This is a genomic window from Pseudomonas sp. P4_C3, from assembly GCF_056402075.1.
In genome coordinates this window covers 12,518-30,440 of record NZ_JBFUIC010000041.1, presented here as the reverse complement: position 1 = coordinate 30,440, position 17,923 = coordinate 12,518, and the positions used below count along the sequence as shown (strand labels likewise).

The 17,923-nt window shown below is 59.5% G+C and carries 21 protein-coding genes and 1 pseudogene; 15 read left to right on the top strand and 7 right to left on the bottom strand.

All coding sequences use genetic code 11. The features are described from left to right. Window positions 1–188: 188 nt before the first annotated feature. The gene (gene rpsT / locus AC1DVH_RS10345; RefSeq protein WP_007970922.1) at window positions 189–467 is read right to left on the bottom strand and encodes a 30S ribosomal protein S20; all 279 of its coding nucleotides are present in this window, start codon (window positions 465–467) and stop codon (window positions 189–191) included. A 252-nt stretch (window positions 468–719) separates the two neighbouring features. On the opposite strand from rpsT, the gene murJ reads away from it, so the two are divergent. Then, on the top strand, window positions 720–2,258 hold the full coding sequence (murJ, locus tag AC1DVH_RS10340) for a murein biosynthesis integral membrane protein MurJ (RefSeq protein ID WP_477753716.1): 1,539 nt from the start codon (window positions 720–722) through the stop codon (window positions 2,256–2,258). Here the strand turns inward: murJ and AC1DVH_RS10335 are convergent. Continuing rightward, window positions 2,236–2,481: a hypothetical protein gene (locus tag AC1DVH_RS10335; protein WP_458237013.1), complete on the bottom strand. Its 246-nt coding sequence runs from the start codon at window positions 2,479–2,481 to the stop codon at window positions 2,236–2,238. The two genes, murJ and AC1DVH_RS10335, sit on opposite strands and share 23 nt — an antisense overlap. Between AC1DVH_RS10335 and ribF the strand changes: the two genes are divergently transcribed. From ribF to ispH, 5 genes are all read left to right on the top strand, one after another. Next, a complete protein-coding gene (gene ribF / locus AC1DVH_RS10330) occupies window positions 2,389–3,327 on the top strand; it encodes a bifunctional riboflavin kinase/FAD synthetase (protein WP_477753715.1) in 939 nt (312 codons plus the stop codon). The genes AC1DVH_RS10335 and ribF overlap by 93 nt on opposite strands. Window positions 3,328–3,340: 13 nt before the next feature. Continuing rightward, complete coding sequence (gene ileS, locus AC1DVH_RS10325; RefSeq protein WP_477753714.1) at window positions 3,341–6,172, top strand: isoleucine--tRNA ligase; 2,832 nt, start codon at window positions 3,341–3,343, stop codon at window positions 6,170–6,172. Continuing rightward, entirely contained in the window at window positions 6,165–6,677 is a 513-nt protein-coding gene (lspA, locus tag AC1DVH_RS10320) for a signal peptidase II (RefSeq protein ID WP_477753713.1), read from the top strand. The genes ileS and lspA overlap by 8 nt, the downstream gene beginning before the upstream one ends. A gap of 7 nt (window positions 6,678–6,684) precedes the next feature. Then, window positions 6,685–7,122 (top strand): FKBP-type peptidyl-prolyl cis-trans isomerase, encoded by a 438-nt coding sequence (gene fkpB / locus AC1DVH_RS10315; RefSeq protein WP_172435403.1) that lies wholly within the window; start codon window positions 6,685–6,687, stop codon window positions 7,120–7,122. Between the two features lie 129 nt (window positions 7,123–7,251). Further along, window positions 7,252–8,199 (top strand): 4-hydroxy-3-methylbut-2-enyl diphosphate reductase, encoded by a 948-nt coding sequence (ispH, locus tag AC1DVH_RS10310; RefSeq protein ID WP_477753712.1) that lies wholly within the window; start codon window positions 7,252–7,254, stop codon window positions 8,197–8,199. Here ispH and AC1DVH_RS10305 read toward each other — a convergent pair. Then, window positions 8,168–8,707 carry a GspH/FimT family pseudopilin gene (locus AC1DVH_RS10305; protein WP_477753711.1) on the bottom strand — a complete coding sequence of 180 codons (540 nt, stop codon included), beginning with the start codon at window positions 8,705–8,707 and terminating at the stop codon, window positions 8,168–8,170. The two genes, ispH and AC1DVH_RS10305, sit on opposite strands and share 32 nt — an antisense overlap. Before the next feature lie 130 nt (window positions 8,708–8,837). On the opposite strand from AC1DVH_RS10305, the gene AC1DVH_RS10300 reads away from it, so the two are divergent. The 7 genes from AC1DVH_RS10300 to thiO are packed head-to-tail and all read left to right on the top strand — an operon-like array spanning window position 8,838 to window position 12,924. After that, window positions 8,838–9,311: a GspH/FimT family pseudopilin gene (locus tag AC1DVH_RS10300; RefSeq protein ID WP_477753710.1), complete on the top strand. Its 474-nt coding sequence runs from the start codon at window positions 8,838–8,840 to the stop codon at window positions 9,309–9,311. Next, entirely contained in the window at window positions 9,308–9,757 is a 450-nt protein-coding gene (gene pilV / locus AC1DVH_RS10295; RefSeq protein ID WP_477753709.1) for a type IV pilus modification protein PilV, read from the top strand. The genes AC1DVH_RS10300 and pilV overlap by 4 nt, the downstream gene beginning before the upstream one ends. Beyond that, a complete protein-coding gene (locus AC1DVH_RS10290) occupies window positions 9,754–10,461 on the top strand; it encodes a PilW family protein (protein ID WP_477753708.1) in 708 nt (235 codons plus the stop codon). Before pilV ends, AC1DVH_RS10290 begins: the two co-directional genes overlap by 4 nt. A 10-nt stretch (window positions 10,462–10,471) precedes the next feature. Next, window positions 10,472–10,951 (top strand): pilus assembly PilX family protein, encoded by a 480-nt coding sequence (locus tag AC1DVH_RS10285; RefSeq protein WP_477753707.1) that lies wholly within the window; start codon window positions 10,472–10,474, stop codon window positions 10,949–10,951. After that, window positions 10,938–11,351, top strand: a complete 414-nt coding sequence (locus AC1DVH_RS10280) for a hypothetical protein (protein WP_477753706.1) — start codon at window positions 10,938–10,940, stop codon at window positions 11,349–11,351. The genes AC1DVH_RS10285 and AC1DVH_RS10280 overlap by 14 nt, the downstream gene beginning before the upstream one ends. Before the next feature lie 14 nt (window positions 11,352–11,365). Then, on the top strand, window positions 11,366–11,767 hold the full coding sequence (locus AC1DVH_RS10275; RefSeq protein WP_477753705.1) for a type IV pilin protein: 402 nt from the start codon (window positions 11,366–11,368) through the stop codon (window positions 11,765–11,767). Window positions 11,768–11,823: 56 nt separating this feature from the next. Then, window positions 11,824–12,924 (top strand): glycine oxidase ThiO, encoded by a 1,101-nt coding sequence (gene thiO, locus AC1DVH_RS10270; RefSeq protein WP_477753704.1) that lies wholly within the window; start codon window positions 11,824–11,826, stop codon window positions 12,922–12,924. A 91-nt stretch (window positions 12,925–13,015) separates the two neighbouring features. On the opposite strand, the gene AC1DVH_RS10265 is transcribed toward thiO, so the two are convergent. From AC1DVH_RS10265 to AC1DVH_RS10250, 4 genes and pseudogenes are all read right to left on the bottom strand, one after another. After that, the gene (locus tag AC1DVH_RS10265; protein ID WP_477753703.1) at window positions 13,016–14,353 is read right to left on the bottom strand and encodes a sigma-54-dependent transcriptional regulator; all 1,338 of its coding nucleotides are present in this window, start codon (window positions 14,351–14,353) and stop codon (window positions 13,016–13,018) included. Continuing rightward, window positions 14,350–14,670: pseudogene (locus AC1DVH_RS10260) on the bottom strand (hypothetical protein); the annotation flags it as partial. The pseudogene AC1DVH_RS10260 and the gene AC1DVH_RS10265, both read right to left, overlap by 4 nt. A 28-nt stretch (window positions 14,671–14,698) precedes the next feature. Further along, the gene (locus AC1DVH_RS10255) at window positions 14,699–14,932 is read right to left on the bottom strand and encodes a PP0621 family protein (RefSeq protein WP_223454819.1); all 234 of its coding nucleotides are present in this window, start codon (window positions 14,930–14,932) and stop codon (window positions 14,699–14,701) included. A gap of 124 nt (window positions 14,933–15,056) precedes the next feature. After that, a complete protein-coding gene (locus AC1DVH_RS10250; protein ID WP_477753702.1) occupies window positions 15,057–16,079 on the bottom strand; it encodes an outer membrane protein assembly factor BamD in 1,023 nt (340 codons plus the stop codon). Window positions 16,080–16,230: 151 nt separating this feature from the next. Between AC1DVH_RS10250 and rluD the strand changes: the two genes are divergently transcribed. Together rluD and pgeF are read left to right on the top strand one after the other, a co-directional pair. After that, window positions 16,231–17,193 carry a 23S rRNA pseudouridine(1911/1915/1917) synthase RluD gene (rluD, locus tag AC1DVH_RS10245; protein WP_007990414.1) on the top strand — a complete coding sequence of 321 codons (963 nt, stop codon included), beginning with the start codon at window positions 16,231–16,233 and terminating at the stop codon, window positions 17,191–17,193. Continuing rightward, on the top strand, window positions 17,190–17,915 hold the full coding sequence (pgeF, locus tag AC1DVH_RS10240; protein ID WP_477753701.1) for a peptidoglycan editing factor PgeF: 726 nt from the start codon (window positions 17,190–17,192) through the stop codon (window positions 17,913–17,915). Before rluD ends, pgeF begins: the two co-directional genes overlap by 4 nt. Window positions 17,916–17,923: the final 8 nt, after the last annotated feature.

Sequence of the window (17,923 nt, the reverse complement as noted above, 5' to 3'; positions counted from 1 at the left end):
CGATTTGATGGGCGCATAAAAAACTGTAGGAGCGAGCTTGCTCGCGATAGTGGACATCCAGCCAATGTAGATGCTGAATGTTAATCCGTCATCGCGAGCAAGCTCGCTCCTACAGTTTTTTATGCGCCCATCAAATCGCAGGCAATAAAAAACCGACCATGAGGTCGGTTTTTTAATGAACGAGTCGCTTAGGCGGCAGCGGCAACGTTCAGGGCCTTGACGTGGCCATTCAGGCGGCTCTTATGACGAGCGGCCTTGTTCTTGTGGATGATGCCTTTATCGGCCATACGGTCGATAACTGGCACAGCCAGAACGTAAGCGGCTTGAGCTTTGGCAGCGTCTTTTGCGTCGATGGCCTTAACTACATTCTTGATGTAGGTACGAACCATGGAACGCAGGCTGGCGTTGTGGCTGCGACGCTTCTCAGCCTGTTTTGCACGTTTTTTGGCGGAAGGTGAGTTGGCCACCGTCGAGCTCCTCGAAAGACTTTTTAGGAAATAGCAAACAAAATAGGCCGCGAATCATGCCGATGAGTTGAGTTCTTGTCAAGGGCGGTTGAGACGTTCCGCTAAGTGGTAGGTGAAGCAAGCTTGGAGATTTCTTTCCAGCGTGCGACCTGTAAACTCGCGAGCTTTGGCTCTGTGCTGTTGCGGCGCGGAGTATCGCATAAGTAGGCGCGTAGTTCGCCTGCTGTTTATCGACAGGCACAAACTCTTTCCATGAATCTGCTCAAATCGTTGGCCGCCGTCAGCTCTATCACGATGCTTTCCCGGGTTCTGGGATTTGTTCGGGACACCCTCATCGCGCGCGCATTTGGCGCGGGAATGGCGACCGACGCCTTCTTTATCGCCTTCAAACTGCCCAATCTGCTGCGGCGGATCTTTGCCGAAGGGGCGTTTTCCCAGGCGTTCGTGCCGATTCTTGCCGAATACAAAAGCCAGAAGGGCGAGGAAGCGACCCGAACCTTCATTGCCTACGTCTCGGGCCTGCTGACGCTGGTGCTGGCGCTGGTTACCGTGTTGGGCATGATTGCCGCGCCGTGGGTCATCTGGGTGACCGCGCCGGGTTTCACCAACACGCCGGAAAAATTCGAGCTGACCTCCAGTCTGCTGCGGGTGACCTTTCCCTACATCCTGTTGATTTCCCTGTCGTCGTTGGCTGGCGCGATCCTCAATACCTGGAATCGCTTTTCGGTGCCAGCGTTCGTGCCGACCCTGCTGAACGTCAGCATGATCATCTTTTCGGTGTTTTTGACGCCGTATTTCGATCCGCCCGTAATGGCGCTCGGCTGGGCGGTTCTGACGGGTGGCCTGGCGCAGTTGCTCTATCAACTGCCGCACCTGAAAAAGATCGGCATGCTGGTGCTGCCACGCCTGAACCTGCGCGACACCGGCGTCTGGCGCGTAATGAAGCAAATGCTGCCAGCAATCCTCGGTGTCTCGGTTAGCCAGATTTCGCTGATCATCAACACCATCTTCGCTTCGTTCCTGGTTGCCGGTTCCGTGTCGTGGATGTACTACGCCGACCGTTTGATGGAGCTACCGTCCGGCGTGTTGGGCGTCGCGCTGGGGACGATTCTGCTGCCGACCCTGGCCAAGACCTACGCCAACAAGGATCGTCACGAGTATTCGCGCATCCTCGACTGGGGGCTGCGCCTGTGCTTCGTATTGGTGCTGCCTTGCTCGCTGGCATTGGGGATTCTGGCGGAGCCGTTGACGGTTTCCTTGTTCCAGTACGGCCAGTTCAATGCGTTTGATGCATCRATGACCCAGCGTGCCCTGATCGCTTATTCGGTCGGTTTGCTCGGGATTATCGTGATCAAAGTGCTGGCCCCCGGCTTTTATGCGCAACAAAACATCCGCACACCGGTAAAAATTGCGATTTTCACCCTGGTGGTCACCCAGTTGTTCAACTTGATGCTGATCGGGCCGCTGGCTCACGCGGGCCTGGCCTTGGCGATCAGTGCTGGCGCCTGCCTCAATGCCGGTTTGCTGTTCTATCAACTGCGCAAACAGCAGATGTACCAGCCGCAGCCGGGCTGGGCGAAGTTCGCGTTCAAACTGCTGGTCGCGGTGGCGGTGATGTCCGCGGTATTGTTGGGTGTGATGCACTTTATGCCAGCCTGGGATCAGGGACATATGCTCGAGCGCTTCTTGCGTCTGGGGGCGTTGGTGGCGGCGGGTGTAGTGGCTTATTTCGGCATGTTAGTGTTGATGGGTTTCCGTTTGCGCGACTTCAATCGCAAGACGCTGGAATAGAGGTTCTGGCTTCGATAAACACGGGCGAGCCGACAGTTTTGTCGGCTCGATCACTTTGGGTTACGGTGTTGCCTGTCGTCGGCCGCCGGGTGTGGTTATAATCGACCACTTTATGAGCAAGAAGCGCGTTATGCAGCTGGTTCGAGGCCTCCACAATCTGCGCCCCCAGCATCGGGGCTGTGTCGCCACTATTGGCAACTTTGACGGTGTTCACCGTGGTCACCAGGCTATCCTGGCGCGGCTGCGTGAACGTGCGCTCGAGTTGGGCGTGCCCAGCTGCGTTGTGATTTTCGAGCCGCAGCCGCGAGAATTTTTCGCCCCGGACACGGCCCCGGCCCGTCTGGCCCGGCTGCGGGACAAACTGCAGCTGCTGGCCGACGAAGGTGTCGACCGCGTCCTGTGCCTGGCCTTCAACCAGCGGCTGAGCAAGCTCAGCGCCAGCGAATTCGTTGATACCATCCTGGTGGACGGCCTTGGCGTACAGCACCTTGAAGTCGGTGACGACTTCCGGTTCGGCTGCGACCGCGTAGGGGATTTCGATTTCCTGCAACAAGCCGGCATCGTTCAGGGCTTTACCGTCGAGGCGGCGCAAACCGTTGAGCTGGACGGTATTCGCGTCAGCAGCACTCAGGTCCGCAATGCCCTGGCTGCAGCTGATTTTGCCTTGGCCGAGCGACTGCTCGGTCGGCCGTTCCAGATTACCGGGCGGGTGCTGCACGGCCAGAAACTGGCTCGCCAGTTGGGTACGCCCACGGCCAACATACAACTCAAGCGCCGTCGCGTTCCGCTTTCCGGGGTTTACCTGGTCAACGTCGACATCGACGGCAAGACCTGGCCCGGCGTCGCCAATATCGGCGTGCGGCCCACGGTTCAAGGTGATGGCAAGGCCCACCTCGAAATACATCTTTTAGATTTTGCCGGCGATCTGTATGACCGGCGTTTAACGGTGGTTTTCCACCACAAGCTGCGTGAAGAGCAGCGTTTCGCCTCTCTGGAGGCGTTGAAAACGGCGATCAACGCGGATGTCGCCGCCGCCCGTGCACTAGCCGCACCTAGCGCCCATCGCTAATGAAGAGCCTTAAATGACCGACTATAAAGCCACGCTAAACCTTCCGGACACCGCCTTCCCAATGAAGGCCGGCCTGCCTCAGCGCGAACCGCAGATTCTGCAGCGCTGGGACAGCATTGGCCTGTACGGAAAGTTGCGCGAGATTGGCAAGGATCGTCCGAAGTTCGTATTGCACGACGGCCCTCCGTACGCCAACGGCTCGATTCACATCGGTCATGCGCTGAACAAGATTCTCAAGGACATGATCATTCGTTCGAAGACCCTGTCGGGCTTCGACGCGCCTTATGTCCCGGGTTGGGATTGTCATGGCCTGCCGATCGAGCACAAAGTCGAAGTGACCCACGGCAAGAACCTGGGTGCAGACAAGACCCGCGAACTGTGCCGGGCCTACGCCACCGAGCAGATCGAAGGGCAGAAGTCCGAGTTCATCCGTCTGGGTGTGCTGGGCGACTTCGCCAACCCGTACAAGACCATGGACTTCAAGAACGAGGCCGGGGAAATCCGTGCCCTGGCCGAAATCGTCAAGGGCGGTTTCGTGTTCAAGGGCTTGAAGCCTGTTAACTGGTGCTTCGACTGCGGTTCGGCCCTGGCCGAGGCGGAAGTCGAGTACGAGAACAAGAAGTCCTCGACCATCGACGTGGCCTTCCCGATTGCCGATGAAGCCAAACTGGCTGCCGCCTTCGGTCTGCCATCGCTGGCCAAGCCTGCCTCGATCGTGATCTGGACCACCACCCCGTGGACCATCCCGGCCAACCAGGCGCTGAACGTCCACCCGGAATTCAACTACGCCCTGGTCGATGCCGGCGACAAACTGCTGGTGTTGGCCGAAGAGCTGGTCGAGTCGTGCCTGGCGCGCTACTCGCTGGAAGGTTCGGTAATCGCTACTGCCTCCGGTTCGGCGCTGGAACTGATCAACTTCCGTCACCCGTTCTACGACCGTCTGTCGCCGGTTTACCTGGCCGACTACGTTGAACTGGGCGCCGGCACCGGTGTGGTTCACTCCGCTCCGGCCTACGGCGTAGACGACTTCGTGACCTGCAAGAAGTACGGCATGGTCAACGACGACATCCTCAACCCGGTACAAAGCAACGGCGTTTACGTACCGTCGCTGGAGTTCTTCGGTGGCCAGTTCATCTGGAAGGCCAACCCGGCCATCGTCGACAAGCTGACCGAAGTCGGTGCGCTGCTGCACACCACTATCATTGAACACAGCTACATGCACTGCTGGCGCCACAAGACCCCGCTGATCTACCGCGCCACCGCGCAGTGGTTCATCGGCATGGACAAGCAGCCGACCACCGGCGACACCCTGCGCCAGCGCTCGCTCAAAGCCATCGAAGAGACCCAGTTCGTTCCGGCCTGGGGCCAGGCGCGCCTGCACTCGATGATCGCCAATCGTCCGGACTGGTGCATTTCCCGTCAGCGCAATTGGGGCGTGCCGATCCCGTTCTTCCTGAACAAGGAAAGCGGTGAGCTGCACCCACGTACCGTCGAGCTGATGGAAATCGTTGCCAAGCGCGTTGAAGTAGAAGGCATCGAAGCCTGGTTCAAGCTGGACGCCGCCGAGCTGCTGGGCGATGAAGCGCCGCAATACGACAAGATCAGCGACACCCTGGACGTCTGGTTCGACTCGGGTACCACGCACTGGCACGTCCTGCGCGGTTCGCACCCGATGGGCCACGAAACCGGCCCGCGCGCCGACCTGTACCTGGAAGGCTCGGACCAACACCGTGGCTGGTTCCACTCGTCGCTGCTGACCGGTTGCGCCATCGACAACCACGCACCGTATCGCGAACTGCTGACTCACGGCTTCACGGTCGACGAGTCCGGCCGCAAGATGTCCAAGTCTTTGGGCAACGTGATCGCGCCACAGAAAGTCAACGACACCCTGGGCGCCGATATCATGCGTCTGTGGGTTGCTTCGACCGACTATTCGGGCGAAATGGCGGTTTCCGAGCAGATCCTGCAACGCAGTGCGGACGCCTACCGGCGTATCCGTAACACCGCGCGTTTCCTGCTTTCGAACCTGACTGGCTTCAACCCGGCCACCGACCTGCTGCCAGCCGAAGAAATGTTAGCTCTGGACCGTTGGGCCGTAGACCGTACCCTGCTGCTGCAACGCGAGCTGCAAGAGCACTACGGCGAATACCGCTTCTGGAACGTGTACTCGAAGATCCACAACTTCTGCGTGCAGGAACTGGGCGGCTTCTACCTCGACATCATCAAGGACCGTCAGTACACCACTGGCGCCGACAGCAAGGCCCGTCGTTCGTGCCAGACCGCGCTGTTCCACATCTGCGAGGCGTTGGTGCGCTGGATCGCGCCGATCCTGGCGTTCACCGCCGACGAACTGTGGCAGTACCTGCCGGGCGAGCGTAACGAGTCGGTCATGCTCAACACCTGGTACGAAGGCCTGACCGAATTGCCGCAAGGCTTCGAGCTGGATCGCGCTTACTGGGACCGGATCATGGCGGTCAAGGTCGCGGTCAACAAGGAAATGGAAATCCAGCGCGCGGCCAAGGCTGTCGGTGGCAACCTGCAAGCCGAAGTGACGCTGTTCGCCGAAGATGCGCTGACTGCCGACCTGGCCAAGCTGAGCAACGAACTGCGCTTCGTGCTGATCACTTCGACCGCCAGTGTCGCGCCATTGGTGCAGGCACCGGCCGATGCCGTGGTCACCGAAGTCAGCGGCCTGAAGCTGAAGATCGTCAAGTCGGCCTTCGCCAAGTGCGCCCGTTGCTGGCACTGCCGTGAAGACGTCGGTGTGAACCCGGAGCATCCGGAAATCTGCGGCCGTTGCGTGGATAACATCAGCGGCGCTGGCGAGGTCCGTCACTATGCCTAATGCCGTTGGCCGTTTCGGACGGCTGAGCTGGCTCTGGTTGAGTTTGCTGGTCYTGGTCATCGACCAGGCCAGCAAGTTCTACTTCGAAGGCTCGCTTGCGATGTACCAGCAAATCGTGGTGATCCCCGATTACTTCAGCTGGACCCTGGCTTATAACACCGGTGCGGCGTTCAGCTTTCTGGCTGACAGCTCCGGCTGGCAGCGCTGGCTGTTCGCGTTGATCGCTGTCGTGGTCAGTGCGGTGCTGGTGGTGTGGCTCAAGCGTCTGGGGCGCAACGAGACCTGGCTGGCGGTTGCGCTGGCACTGGTACTCGGCGGCGCACTGGGCAATCTGTATGACCGCATTGCCCTGGGCCATGTGATCGATTTCATTCTGGTGCATTGGCAGAACCGCTGGTATTTCCCGGCGTTCAACTTTGCCGACAGTGCAATCACGGTTGGTGCTGTCATGCTGGCACTGGATATGTTCAAAAGTAAAAAGACCGGAGAAACCGTTCATGACTGAACAGGTATTGGCTGAGCAACGCATCGGCCAGAACACGGAAGTCACCTTGCATTTCGCATTGCGCCTGGAGAACGGCGACACCGTGGACAGCACCTTCGACAAGGCCCCGGCGACCTTCAAGGTCGGTGACGGCAACCTGTTGCCAGGTTTCGAAGCGGCCCTGTTCGGTTTCAAGGCCGGTGACAAGCGTACGCTGAGCATCGAGCCGGAAAACGCTTTCGGCCAGCCGAACCCGCAAAACGTGCAGATCATCCCGCGCTCGCAGTTCCAGGACATGGAACTGTCGCCTGGCTTGCTGGTGATCTTCAACGATGCGGCCAATACTGAATTGCCAGGCGTGGTGAAAGAGTTCGATGATGCGCAAGTTACCATCGACTTCAACCACCCGCTGGCTGGCAAGACGCTGACCTTTGACGTGGAAATCATTTCCGTCAAAGCGCTGTAACTGCTTTTCAGTGGGAGCGAGCTTGCTCGCGATGATCGTTAACGAATACGCGTTCTTCTGAATTAACGCGGTGTCCTTTAGGATTTCGCGAGCAAGCTCGCTCCTACAGGGCAAGACACGAGGCACAGCATGCAAATCAAACTCGCCAATCCCCGTGGCTTCTGCGCCGGTGTGGACCGGGCGATCGAAATCGTCAACCGCGCCCTGGAAGTCTTCGGGCCACCGATCTACGTGCGCCATGAAGTGGTTCACAACAAGTTTGTCGTCGAAGACCTGCGCTCCCGTGGTGCGATCTTCGTCGAAGAGCTGGACCAGGTGCCGGACGACGTCATTGTGATCTTCAGTGCCCACGGCGTTTCCCAGGCTGTGCGCAGCGAAGCGGCTGGCCGTGGGCTGAAAGTGTTCGACGCCACGTGCCCGCTGGTGACCAAAGTCCACATTGAGGTGGCGCGCTACAGCCGTGACGGCCGAGAGTGCATTCTCATCGGCCACGCCGGTCACCCGGAAGTCGAAGGCACCATGGGCCAGTACGATGCCAGCAGTGGTGGCGCGATCTACCTGGTCGAAGACGAGAAAGATGTCGCGGCGTTGCAGGTGAACAACCCTGAAACGCTCGCCTTCGTGACCCAGACCACCTTGTCGATGGACGATACCAGCCGCGTTATAGACGCTCTGCGTTCGCGCTTCCCGGCCATCGGTGGGCCGCGCAAGGACGACATTTGCTATGCCACGCAAAACCGTCAGGACGCGGTCAAGCAACTGGCCGACGAGTGCGACGTGGTGCTGGTGGTCGGCAGCCCGAACAGCTCCAACTCCAATCGCTTGCGCGAATTGGCGGAACGCATGTCCACTCCGGCCTACCTGATCGACGGTGCCGAAGACCTGCAAAAGAGCTGGTTCGACGGTGTCGAGCATATCGGCATCACCGCTGGCGCCTCTGCCCCGGAAGTCCTGGTGCGCGGCGTGATCCAGCAGTTGCAGGCCTGGGGGGCTACCGGTGCCGATGAACTGGCCGGTCGCGAGGAGAACATCACGTTCTCGATGCCTAAAGAACTGCGCGTTCGCTCGTTGCTCTGAATTTATTCCTTTCTTTGCATAACGCCTGCTCAGCCTTGTCGTTGCGCAGGCTGACGCGACCGGTCCGTGCCAACACCACTTGATGTTGGCTCACCGGGTCGCGAACGGCGCAAATGTGCAATGTCCCTCCAAACAGTGGCTCGCCCTGACCTCTGAAGCGTATTGAGCTTTCGACCGTACCGTTCCCCACAATCGACACTCGTGCGCCGCTCTGGCGTTCGGCCAGCAGTGGATTGTCGCTGTCCATTTCCCCCTTGCCGCTGATATCCAGAATCATCCGCCAGCCTTGGCTCCAGTCGCCATTGATGCCGTGAATCACCACGGCCTGGTTGCGGACGATGGCTTCAGTCCGGGCGGTGCGAATACCGCTGGATAGAGCCTGTGCCGCTTGCTCTCTTTGGTTCGACTCGATGAGTGCTCCGTATGTCGGGCTGACCAAATGCAGAACAATTCCCGTAATTGCCAGTCCCATGAGCAGTTCGATCAGGCTGAAGCCTTGTTGCCGCATGACATATCCCTCCGTGGCGTGCTGTGGCTCGCGCAATCCCTGCGCGAGAAATGCCAACGCAAACGCACCGCATCGCTCGAATGTTGTGCCGCGTAAGGGCAGGTATAGCTGAAGGAAACAGAAGGCCCCGATGGATCATCCTACAAAAGGTTTCACGCTGATCGAGTTGCTGGTCGCGCTCGCGATCCTTCTGATTTTGCTGACTCTGGCTGTTCCGGCGTTTACCCGCTCGACGCAAACAACCAGGGCTGATACTGAAATCGCTGACCTGCGACGAGCCCTGAGTTTTGCCCGGCTCGAAGCCATCGATCGGGGCAACACCACACGGGTGCGCCCGACGGCCGGTGGGGATGCCTGGAGCGGGGAGCTGGCGGTTTACGACGGTACGGGCGCTTTGGCCAATGTATTGCGGGTTGTTCCGGCGATGAGCAGCAGCGCAACTCTGGCGCTAACCTCAGGCCTGACTTTCATCGATTTCAACAGTATGGGCGGATTGTCATCACCGTCCTCAGAGGTGGTGATCAGCTATGGGCGGGGAGCACAAGGCAGGACGCTGACGGTGTGTTTGAACGGACGAATTCTATTGGGTGGAAATTGCGGATGAAAGCAGGGAGCAAGCGCACGCAAGAGGGCATGACGCTGATCGAAGTCCTGGTGGCGTTAGTCATTCTGGGAGTGGGGTTGCTGGGGGCAGCGGCGTTTCAGCTCAATGCGTTGAAATACACGGACAGCGCGCGCATGACCAGTCAGGCCAGTTTTATCGCCTACGACCTGATGGACCGCATTCGCGCCAACGCCGCTGCGGATTACACGATTGCGCCGCCGGCTTCGGGCAATCCGGACGTTACCCGGGATCAGGACCTGTTTGATTTCAACGCCAGCATTGTCAGTTCACTCGGTGCCTCCGCGACGGGCAGTGTCACCGTCAATCAGAAGGTGTACACCATCACGATAACCTGGGACGACTCACGGGCTGCGAAGGCCGCCGACTCGCGGCGCAGCTTCGTCCTGACCAGTCGCACGGCCATTGATCCGGTGGTGACCCCGTGAGTCGCCGCAGCAAGGGGTTTGGCCTGGTCGAGCTGCTGATCGCCATGGCTTTGAGCCTGGTTGTGGTGCTGGGCGTGGTACAGGTTTTTATCGCAGCCAAGAACACTTATCTCAGCCAGAACGCGGCCGCGAACATGCAGGAGGACGCACGTTTCGTGTTGAGCAAAATGATTCAGGAAGTCCGCATGGTCGGGATGTTCGGTTGTCTGGAAACGATCACCGATTCAAGTGAGAAAGGTGATTTCCATGCCAGTCAGCTAGCACCGATCCGTTGGGACAACGGCGGCCGCAAGTTGACGCTGGTTACGGCGGATGTCGGCGGCAATGGCGGCAAGCCGGACTGGACCGTGCTTTCCGATTGTCGAACCAATTCGACGGCCTACAGTGAAGGTCGGACGCCAGTGGCAGGGCAACTGGCCTTTCCGATCCGGCGGCTGATTTACAGCTTCAGCAACAACCAACTGCTGATGAAAGGCGGGGCCGCAGCAGACCAGGTATTGGTGGACAACGTCAGCGCTTTCGACGTGAGCTTCGGCCTGGCCAGTACAGCCACTGATCTGGCTGCCTCGCGCTACAGTAGCAACCCGCCGGACCCCGCGCTGATTCGTAGCGTTCGCCTGAGCCTGACCCTCTTCGATCCGAATCACCGGGTGAGCGATCAAACCTTCAACGTGGTTGCCGCTCTGCGCAACCGCTTGCCATGAGAGGGTGCCAATGAGTCGGTCTCCCATGACGTGTGATACCCAGCGCGGCATGGCACTGTTGGTCAGTCTGGTGTTCCTGCTCTTGCTGACGTTGATTGGTCTTTCATCGATGCAGAGCGCTACCCTGCAGGAAAAAATGGCCGGTGGCGTCGCCTTGCGCAATCAGTCGTTCCAGAGTGCCGAAGCCGCATTGCGGGTGGGCGAGAGTGCCGTGCGGCGGGACAGTTATGCGTTACCTGTTTGTAGCGGCATCGTTCAATGCGCACCACCGTCCGAGTCTTCGACTATTACCGCTGCCGGTTTCAACGCCTCTTCAGGCGTGACCTGGGTTGCATCGGGCAAGGGCTTTTATGGCGTGCAAAATATCGGTGTCAGCCGAAATGCGGTGAATGTGCCCATCAATACCCCGGCGACCTTGTATCGGGTAACGGCGGTCGGCATCGCAGGGCATTCGCGCAGTGTGGTGGAGAGCATCTATGCGAAGTACTGAGCGACCTGTCAGGTTATGGTCACAACTGATCTATGTCGTAGTCGCGCTTGACCTGTCGATGTCGGCGCACGCTGCCACGTCAGCGGATTCGCCAGCGCTGAACCGGCCAACCTGTCTGGCCAATGGCAACTGGTACGGTTTTTACCACAGCAATCAGGGGTTGAAAGCCGTCTGCCTGAAGCTGCCGGAGGCGATCAGCGTTAAGATGCTCGACAGCAACGCCGATGGCGTGGTCGACAACAGCGACACGCTATCCGATGGCGTGATCTTTATCGGCGAGCATTCGACCCAGGACGCCAGCGACAATGGCGGGGGCGTGAACGATTCCACTGGCGACGGTACTGCGGGGATGGAAAAATCCGGCGGCAGCCGTCGCATCATGTGGCGACAAGTACAGTGAGTGAGAATTGAGGCATGCGTAGTTCCAACCGCGGTTTTACCCTGATCGAAATCATGATCGTGATTGCGATCATCGGTATTGTCATGACCATTGCTGCCCCGAGTTTCACCGAGTACCTGAACAAGGGCCGTCGCGCAGAAGTGGCCGGTCTGCTCTCGGAGCAGACGCAGCTCCTGGAGCGCTTCTACTCGCAGAAAAATGCCTACACCGATGCGCCGGGCCTCAGTGCCGGCAATGATTACTACAGCATCACACCGACCCTGACCGACCAGACCTTTCTGCTGACGGCGGTGCGCAAGGCTGACTCGAGCATGGCCGCCGACAAGTGCGGTGATCTGACCATCACCAACACCGGTGTGCTCGGTATGGTCAACGCGAAATCCGGCCTGACCAGCAAAGACTGCTGGGGGCGCTGAGTTTCTTTTTCGGGTGCCTTTTGTACCCTCTGTCTATTTAACGATTGGATCAGAACATGACCAGGCAACAGCAAGTGGTGATTGTCGGCGGTGGGGTGATTGGATTGCTGACGGCCTTCAATCTCGCCTCCGAAGTGCAAAGCGTTGTGCTGCTGGATCGCTCGAGCGTCGGCCAGGAGTCGTCCTGGGCCGGTGGCGGCATCGTTTCGCCGCTTTACCCGTGGCGCTACAGCCCAGCGGTCACCGCGTTGGCTCACTGGTCCCAGGACTTCTACCCGCAACTGGGCGAGCGCTTGTTTGCCGCCACCGGTGTTGATCCTGAAGTGCACACCACTGGTCTGTACTGGCTGGATCTGGATGACGAGGCTGAAGCGCTGGCATGGGCCGCCCGGGAAAATCGTCCGTTGAGTGCGGTGGATATTTCGGCGGCCCATGACGCCGTGCCGGTGCTGGGCAGCGGTTTTTCCCGGGCGATCTACATGGCCAACGTCGCCAACGTGCGTAATCCGCGTCTGGTGAAGTCACTCAAGGCCGCGTTGCTGGCGCTGCCGAACGTGACGATTCATGAGCAGTGCGAAGTCAGCGGGTTTGTTCGTGACGGCAATAAAGTGGTCGGCGTACAGACCTCCACTGGTACTGTCCTGGGCGATCAAGTCGTCCTGACGGCGGGGGCCTGGAGCGGTGATTTGCTCAAGCTTCTTGATCTGACGCTGCCGGTCGAGCCGGTGAAAGGGCAGATGATTCTCTACAAGTGTGCGGCGGATTTCCTGCCGAGCATGGTCCTGGCCAAGGGCCGTTATGCGATTCCCCGGCGCGACGGGCACATACTGATCGGCAGTACGCTGGAGCATGAAGGCTTTGACAAGACGCCGACCGGGTCGGCACTGGAAAGCCTGAAGGCGTCCGCGGTGGAATTGATCCCGGCGCTGGTCGATGCTGAAGTGGTGGGGCATTGGGCCGGATTGCGCCCGGGATCACCCGAGGGCATTCCTTATATCGGCCCTGTGCCGGGGTTTGACGGGCTCTGGCTCAACTGCGGGCATTACCGTAACGGGCTGGTGTTGGCGCCAGCGTCATGCCAGTTGTTTGCCGATGTGATGCTGGGCCGGGCGCCGATTATTGATCCGGCGCCTTATGCGCCTGCCGGAAGACTTTGAAGCAAGCACAAAAGATCGCAGCCTGCGGCAGCTCCTGCAGAATGTACGCTCCCAGGTAGGAGCTGCCGCAGGCTGCGATCTTTTTAAAGCATCAATCCAATCCCAACTTCTTGAGCCTGTAACGCATCGACCTGAATGACAGATTCAACCGCTGAGCCGCCGCCGTGCGGTTCCAGCGGGTTTCCTCCAGGGCCTGGAGCAGCAGTTGGCGTTCGACGTTTTCCAGGTAGGTTTCCAGATTGTCGATCCGGGTCAGGTCCGGCACGCCACCTTCAGCCCCGCAGTTGCCTTCAGCCAGGCGCAGGTCGCCGGCTTCGATCTGTTTGTTCTCACACAGTGTGTGCGCCCGTTCGAGCATGTTTTCCAGTTCCCGCACATTGCCCGGGAAGCGATAGCTTTTCAGCGCATCGAGGGCCTGGGGGTGGAGTCTCGTTGCAGGTTGGCCGGTATCGGCGGCCAGGCGCTTGAGTATGTGGCTGGCCAGCATTTCGATGTCATCGCGACGCTCGCGCAAGGGCGGCACCGGGAGTTCGATCACGTTCAAGCGGTAGTAAAGATCATGACGAAATCGTCCGGCGGCAACTTCGGCGCCAAGGTCCTTGTGCGTGGCGCAGAGAATGCGCACATCCACCGCCACTTCCTGCTGCCCGCCGACGCTGCGTACGGCTTTCTCCTGAATCGCGCGCAGCAGTTTGACTTGCATTGTCAGCGGCAGGTCAGCCACTTCGTCGAGGAGCAGCGTGCCGCCGTGAGCTGTCTGGAACAGGCCGGGTTTGTCTTCGATGGCGCCGCTGAAACTACCTTTGCGATGGCCGAAAAACTCACTCTCCAACAGTTCCGAAGGAATCGCCGCGCAGTTGATCGCAATGAATGGCTGATTGGCGCGGGGGCTTTGATCGTGGATCAGGCGTGCGACCAACTCCTTGCCGCTGCCGGATTCTCCGCTGATGTATACCGTCGCATGGCTGCTGGCCAGTTTGGTGATGTGTTTACGCAGGTTGCGCATGGGTAATGAGTCGCCCAACAAACATCGATTGATGCCAGCCCCGCGGGCAGGAACCAGCAGGGCGCTGGTGACCAGTTCACGCAGGCGCGTAAGGTCCACCGGTTTGGTCAGGAAGTCGAATGCCCCGGCCTTGAGCACATTGATCGCGGTTTCGAGACTGGCATAGGCAGTGATCATTGCCACCTGGACCTGAGGGTGGCTTTGCTGGATGTGCTGCACCAGCTCCAGGCCGGTACCGTCCGGCAACTGCATGTCGGTCAGGCATAGATCGAAGGTTTCGCGTTTGAGCAGGGATTGCGCTTCGCCGACGTTGCGGGCGTTGAACGTCTCCAGTTTCATCCTTCCCAGGGTGATTTCCAAGAGTTCGCGAATGTCTGGTTCGTCATCGACGATCAAGACTTTTTGTCGTGGTCTCGTGTTCAACGTGGGGTTCGTCCGTGAGCATAGGTCATGCAAAAGCAGCCGTCTTCCTGGCGTGCTTTGAAGTCTAGGCGGGACAGAATGCTTTCGCCCGGCTGGCCGGACAGATAAAGCCCCAGGCCTTTGATATGGCGGGCTGGGGCTTCATTATCGAGTATTTCCAGTGATTTCAGGTCGAGCCGTAGCGGCGACATTTGCTCGCGGCGCTGCAGGTGCAGGACGTTTTCGATTACCCGGTTCATTCGCAGAGAGTGATCTTGAATAATCTGCGTCAGACGTCGATCGATGCCTTTCAGTTCCTTGGGGGCGCGCGATAGTTCTCAATCGGTCGCCATTTCGGGTGAGGTGTCAGCGGCCTCTGGAGCCCTTGTCTTGCTCGAGATGAGCCTGGCTGCAATACCATTGCTGGTCGAGGCTCAGCGCACGGTCACGGGGCAGGTGAACGCCGCAATGGGCGCAACGGACCATTGGCGCCGCTTCCCGTTCGGCAGGGGGCTTGGGGGTGGAGGCCTGCCCCTTGAATTTGCGCCAGAACCATACTGCAGCGGCAATCAGGGCGATCCAGAACAATAAACGAAGCATGGTGAGCTGCTTTTCGACTGATGATCCGGCAGTTTAGCCAAGGACCTGTCAGGCGCACAGTGTAACAAGCGCTTGAAAAAGGGAGACTTGAAAAAGTCTCCCTTTTTTACACAACACCAAGGTGTCAGTCGAACACGCCGAATGTCATGTGGCTGAACCACGAACGGTCGCTGTCGTTGCCTTGCGCTTCGTGATTTTCTTCTTCGACCGCTTCGCCATTGTCGTCTTTAGGTTTGAGCTCGCTCGGGATCGCGTCCTTGGCGTCCTGGAACTGCCTCTGCACGTCCTGGTTGGCGCGGGTTTCGCCCGGTGGCAGCGGTGGACGAGACTCGATCAGGCCCAGGGTCGCCTTGCTCAGCCAGGAACGGTTGTCGGCTTCGGCCACGGTCGGCACGAACTGACCGTCCACCAGCGTCGGGTGGTTCGGGTAGTTGAGCTTCAGGGTTTCCAGGCTGGTGGCAGCCAGTTCGTCCAGATGCAGGCGCTGGTAGGCTTCGGTCATCACCGCCAGGCCGTCGCCGACCGAAGGGGTTTCCTGGAAGTTTTCCACCACGTAACGACCGCGGTTCGCGGCGGCGACATAGGCCTGACGGGTCAGGTAGTAGTCGGCCACGTGAATTTCGTAGGCCGCCAGCAGGTTGCGCAGATAAATCATGCGCTGCTTGGCGTCTGGCGCGTAGCGGCTGTTCGGGAAGCGGCTGGTCAGCTGGGCGAACTCGTTGTAGGAGTCGCGGGCGGCGCCCGGGTCACGCTTGGTCATGTCCAGCGGCAGGAAGCGCGCCAGCAGGCCGACGTCCTGGTCGAAAGAAGTCAGGCCCTTGAGGTAGTAGGCGTAATCGACGTTCGGATGCTGTGGGTGCAGACGAATGAAGCGCTCCGCAGCGGACTTGGCCGCTTCTGGCTCGGTGTTCTTGTAGTTGGCGTAGATGAGTTCGAGTTGCGCCTGATCGGCATAACGACCGAACGGATAACGCGATTCCAGAGCCTTCAGCTTGGCAATGGCACTGGTGTAGCTACTGTTGTCCAGGTCGTTTTGAGCCTGTTGGTACAGCTCGACTTCACTGAGGTTTTCGTCTACGACTTCCTTCGATGAGCAAGCAGCGGTCAATGCGAGGATGGCGATCAGCAGCAGGTGTTTCACTTGCATGGCGGCTTGCGTCCCTATGACGGCCGCTGTCTTGGGCGTGGCCGTCCTGTTATGATGAACGCCCCGTTGAATAGCCTCGGGGCAAAAGACGCCGTATTTAACCACAAGCGCGCAGCCGAAACCAAAGGCTGTGCCGACGCCTAGTCTGAGCATGTCCGATAAAATTGAACTTCGCGCAGAGGTGCCGTCCGAATTGGGCGGCCAACGCCTCGATCAAGTCGCCGCACAATTATTCGCTGAGCACTCGCGCTCGCGCCTTTCCGCCTGGATCAAAGACGGCCGCCTGACTGTGGATGGGGCGGTTATCCGCCCGCGAGACATCGTCCATGGCGGCGCCATCCTTGAGTTGACTGCCGAGCAGGAAGCTCAGGGCGAATGGGTCGCTCAAGATATTGCCCTGGACATCGTCTACGAAGACGACGACATCCTGGTGATCAACAAGCCTGCGGGCCTGGTGGTACACCCGGCTGCCGGTCATGCCGATGGCACCCTGCTCAACGCCTTGCTGCACCACGTGCCGGACATCATCAATGTGCCCCGCGCCGGTATCGTGCATCGCCTGGACAAGGACACCACCGGTCTGATGGTGGTGGCCAAGACCATTCAAGCGCAGACGCAGTTGGTGACACAGTTGCAGAGCCGTAGCGTCAGCCGGATCTACGAGTGCATCGTGATCGGTGTAGTGACCGCTGGCGGCAAGATCAACGCGCCGATCGGTCGTCACGGCCAGCAGCGCCAGCGCATGGCCGTGATGGAAGGTGGCAAGCAAGCCGTCAGCCATTACCGCGTGCTAGAGCGTTTCCGCTCCCACACCCACGTGCGGGTGAAGCTGGAAACCGGCCGTACGCACCAGATTCGCGTGCACATGGCGCACATCAACTACCCGTTGGTCGGAGATCCCGCCTACGGTGGTCGTTTCCGTATTCCGCCGGCAGCCAACCCAACCATGGTCGAATCCCTGAAAAACTTCCCGCGTCAGGCGCTGCATGCGCGTTTCCTGGAACTGGATCATCCGACCACCGGTAAGCGCATGAGCTGGGAATCGCCGTTGCCGGAAGACTTCGTCTGGCTGCTGACCCTGCTCAAGCAAGACCGCGAGGCGTTCATCGGATGAGTGACTGGCTGATTCCTGACTGGCCCGCGCCGGCCGGGGTCAAAGCCTGTGTAACCACCCGTGCGGGCGGCGTCAGTGTGGCGCCGTTCGACAGCCTCAACCTCGGCGATCACGTCGACGACAGCCCTGAAGCTGTTGCCGAGAATCGCCGTCGCCTTACCGATCATTTCTCCATGCAACCGGCCTGGCTGCAGCAGGTCCACGGCATCGTCGTGGCCCATGCCGATCCGGGCCGGGTGGACACTGCCGATGCCAGTTGGACGTCGACACCCGGTATCGCCTGTGCGGCGATGACTGCTGACTGCCTGCCAGCATTGTTTTGCGACCGCGCCGGCACTCGAGTCGCAGCGGCTCATGCCGGTTGGCGCGGGTTGGCGGCGGGTGTGCTGGAAGCCACGCTCGACAGTCTGGCTGTACCTCCTGCCGATGTGTTGGTGTGGCTGGGTCCGGCCATTGGTCCGAAAGCCTTTGAGGTTGGCCCGGAGGTACGCGAAACCTTCGTGACACAGTTGCCGCAAGCGGCTGAGGCTTTTGTGCCAAGCGTAAACGCCGGCAAGTTCATGGCCGACATCTATATGCTGGCCCGCTTGCGTCTGGCGGTTCGCGGTGTCACTGCAGTCTATGGTGGCGGATTCTGCACAGTAACCGATCCGCGCTTCTTCTCTTACCGGCGAAATCCTCGTACCGGTCGATTTGCTTCCTTGATCTGGCTCGAACGCTAGACTTGCCT

What these genes read in the sequence shown, in the direction of transcription:
- pilV (WP_477753709.1), top strand. Translation starts at nt 9,308, where the DNA reads ATGAAAGCAGGGAGCAAGCGCACGCAAGAGGGCATGACGCTGATCGAA.
- AC1DVH_RS10275 (WP_477753705.1), top strand. Translation starts at nt 11,366, where the DNA reads ATGCGTAGTTCCAACCGCGGTTTTACCCTGATCGAAATCATGATCGTG.
- AC1DVH_RS10305 (WP_477753711.1), bottom strand. Translation starts at nt 8,707, where the DNA reads ATGCGGCAACAAGGCTTCAGCCTGATCGAACTGCTCATGGGACTGGCA.
- AC1DVH_RS10250 (WP_477753702.1), bottom strand. Translation starts at nt 16,079, where the DNA reads ATGCAAGTGAAACACCTGCTGCTGATCGCCATCCTCGCATTGACCGCT.
- AC1DVH_RS10280 (WP_477753706.1), top strand. Translation starts at nt 10,938, where the DNA reads ATGCGAAGTACTGAGCGACCTGTCAGGTTATGGTCACAACTGATCTAT.
- rluD (WP_007990414.1), top strand. Translation starts at nt 16,231, where the DNA reads ATGTCCGATAAAATTGAACTTCGCGCAGAGGTGCCGTCCGAATTGGGC.
- pgeF (WP_477753701.1), top strand. Translation starts at nt 17,190, where the DNA reads ATGAGTGACTGGCTGATTCCTGACTGGCCCGCGCCGGCCGGGGTCAAA.
- ileS (WP_477753714.1), top strand. Translation starts at nt 3,341, where the DNA reads ATGACCGACTATAAAGCCACGCTAAACCTTCCGGACACCGCCTTCCCA.
- AC1DVH_RS10300 (WP_477753710.1), top strand. Translation starts at nt 8,838, where the DNA reads ATGGATCATCCTACAAAAGGTTTCACGCTGATCGAGTTGCTGGTCGCG.
- ribF (WP_477753715.1), top strand. Translation starts at nt 2,389, where the DNA reads ATGCAGCTGGTTCGAGGCCTCCACAATCTGCGCCCCCAGCATCGGGGC.
- AC1DVH_RS10255 (WP_223454819.1), bottom strand. Translation starts at nt 14,932, where the DNA reads ATGCTTCGTTTATTGTTCTGGATCGCCCTGATTGCCGCTGCAGTATGG.
- thiO (WP_477753704.1), top strand. Translation starts at nt 11,824, where the DNA reads ATGACCAGGCAACAGCAAGTGGTGATTGTCGGCGGTGGGGTGATTGGA.
- AC1DVH_RS10285 (WP_477753707.1), top strand. Translation starts at nt 10,472, where the DNA reads ATGAGTCGGTCTCCCATGACGTGTGATACCCAGCGCGGCATGGCACTG.
- ispH (WP_477753712.1), top strand. Translation starts at nt 7,252, where the DNA reads ATGCAAATCAAACTCGCCAATCCCCGTGGCTTCTGCGCCGGTGTGGAC.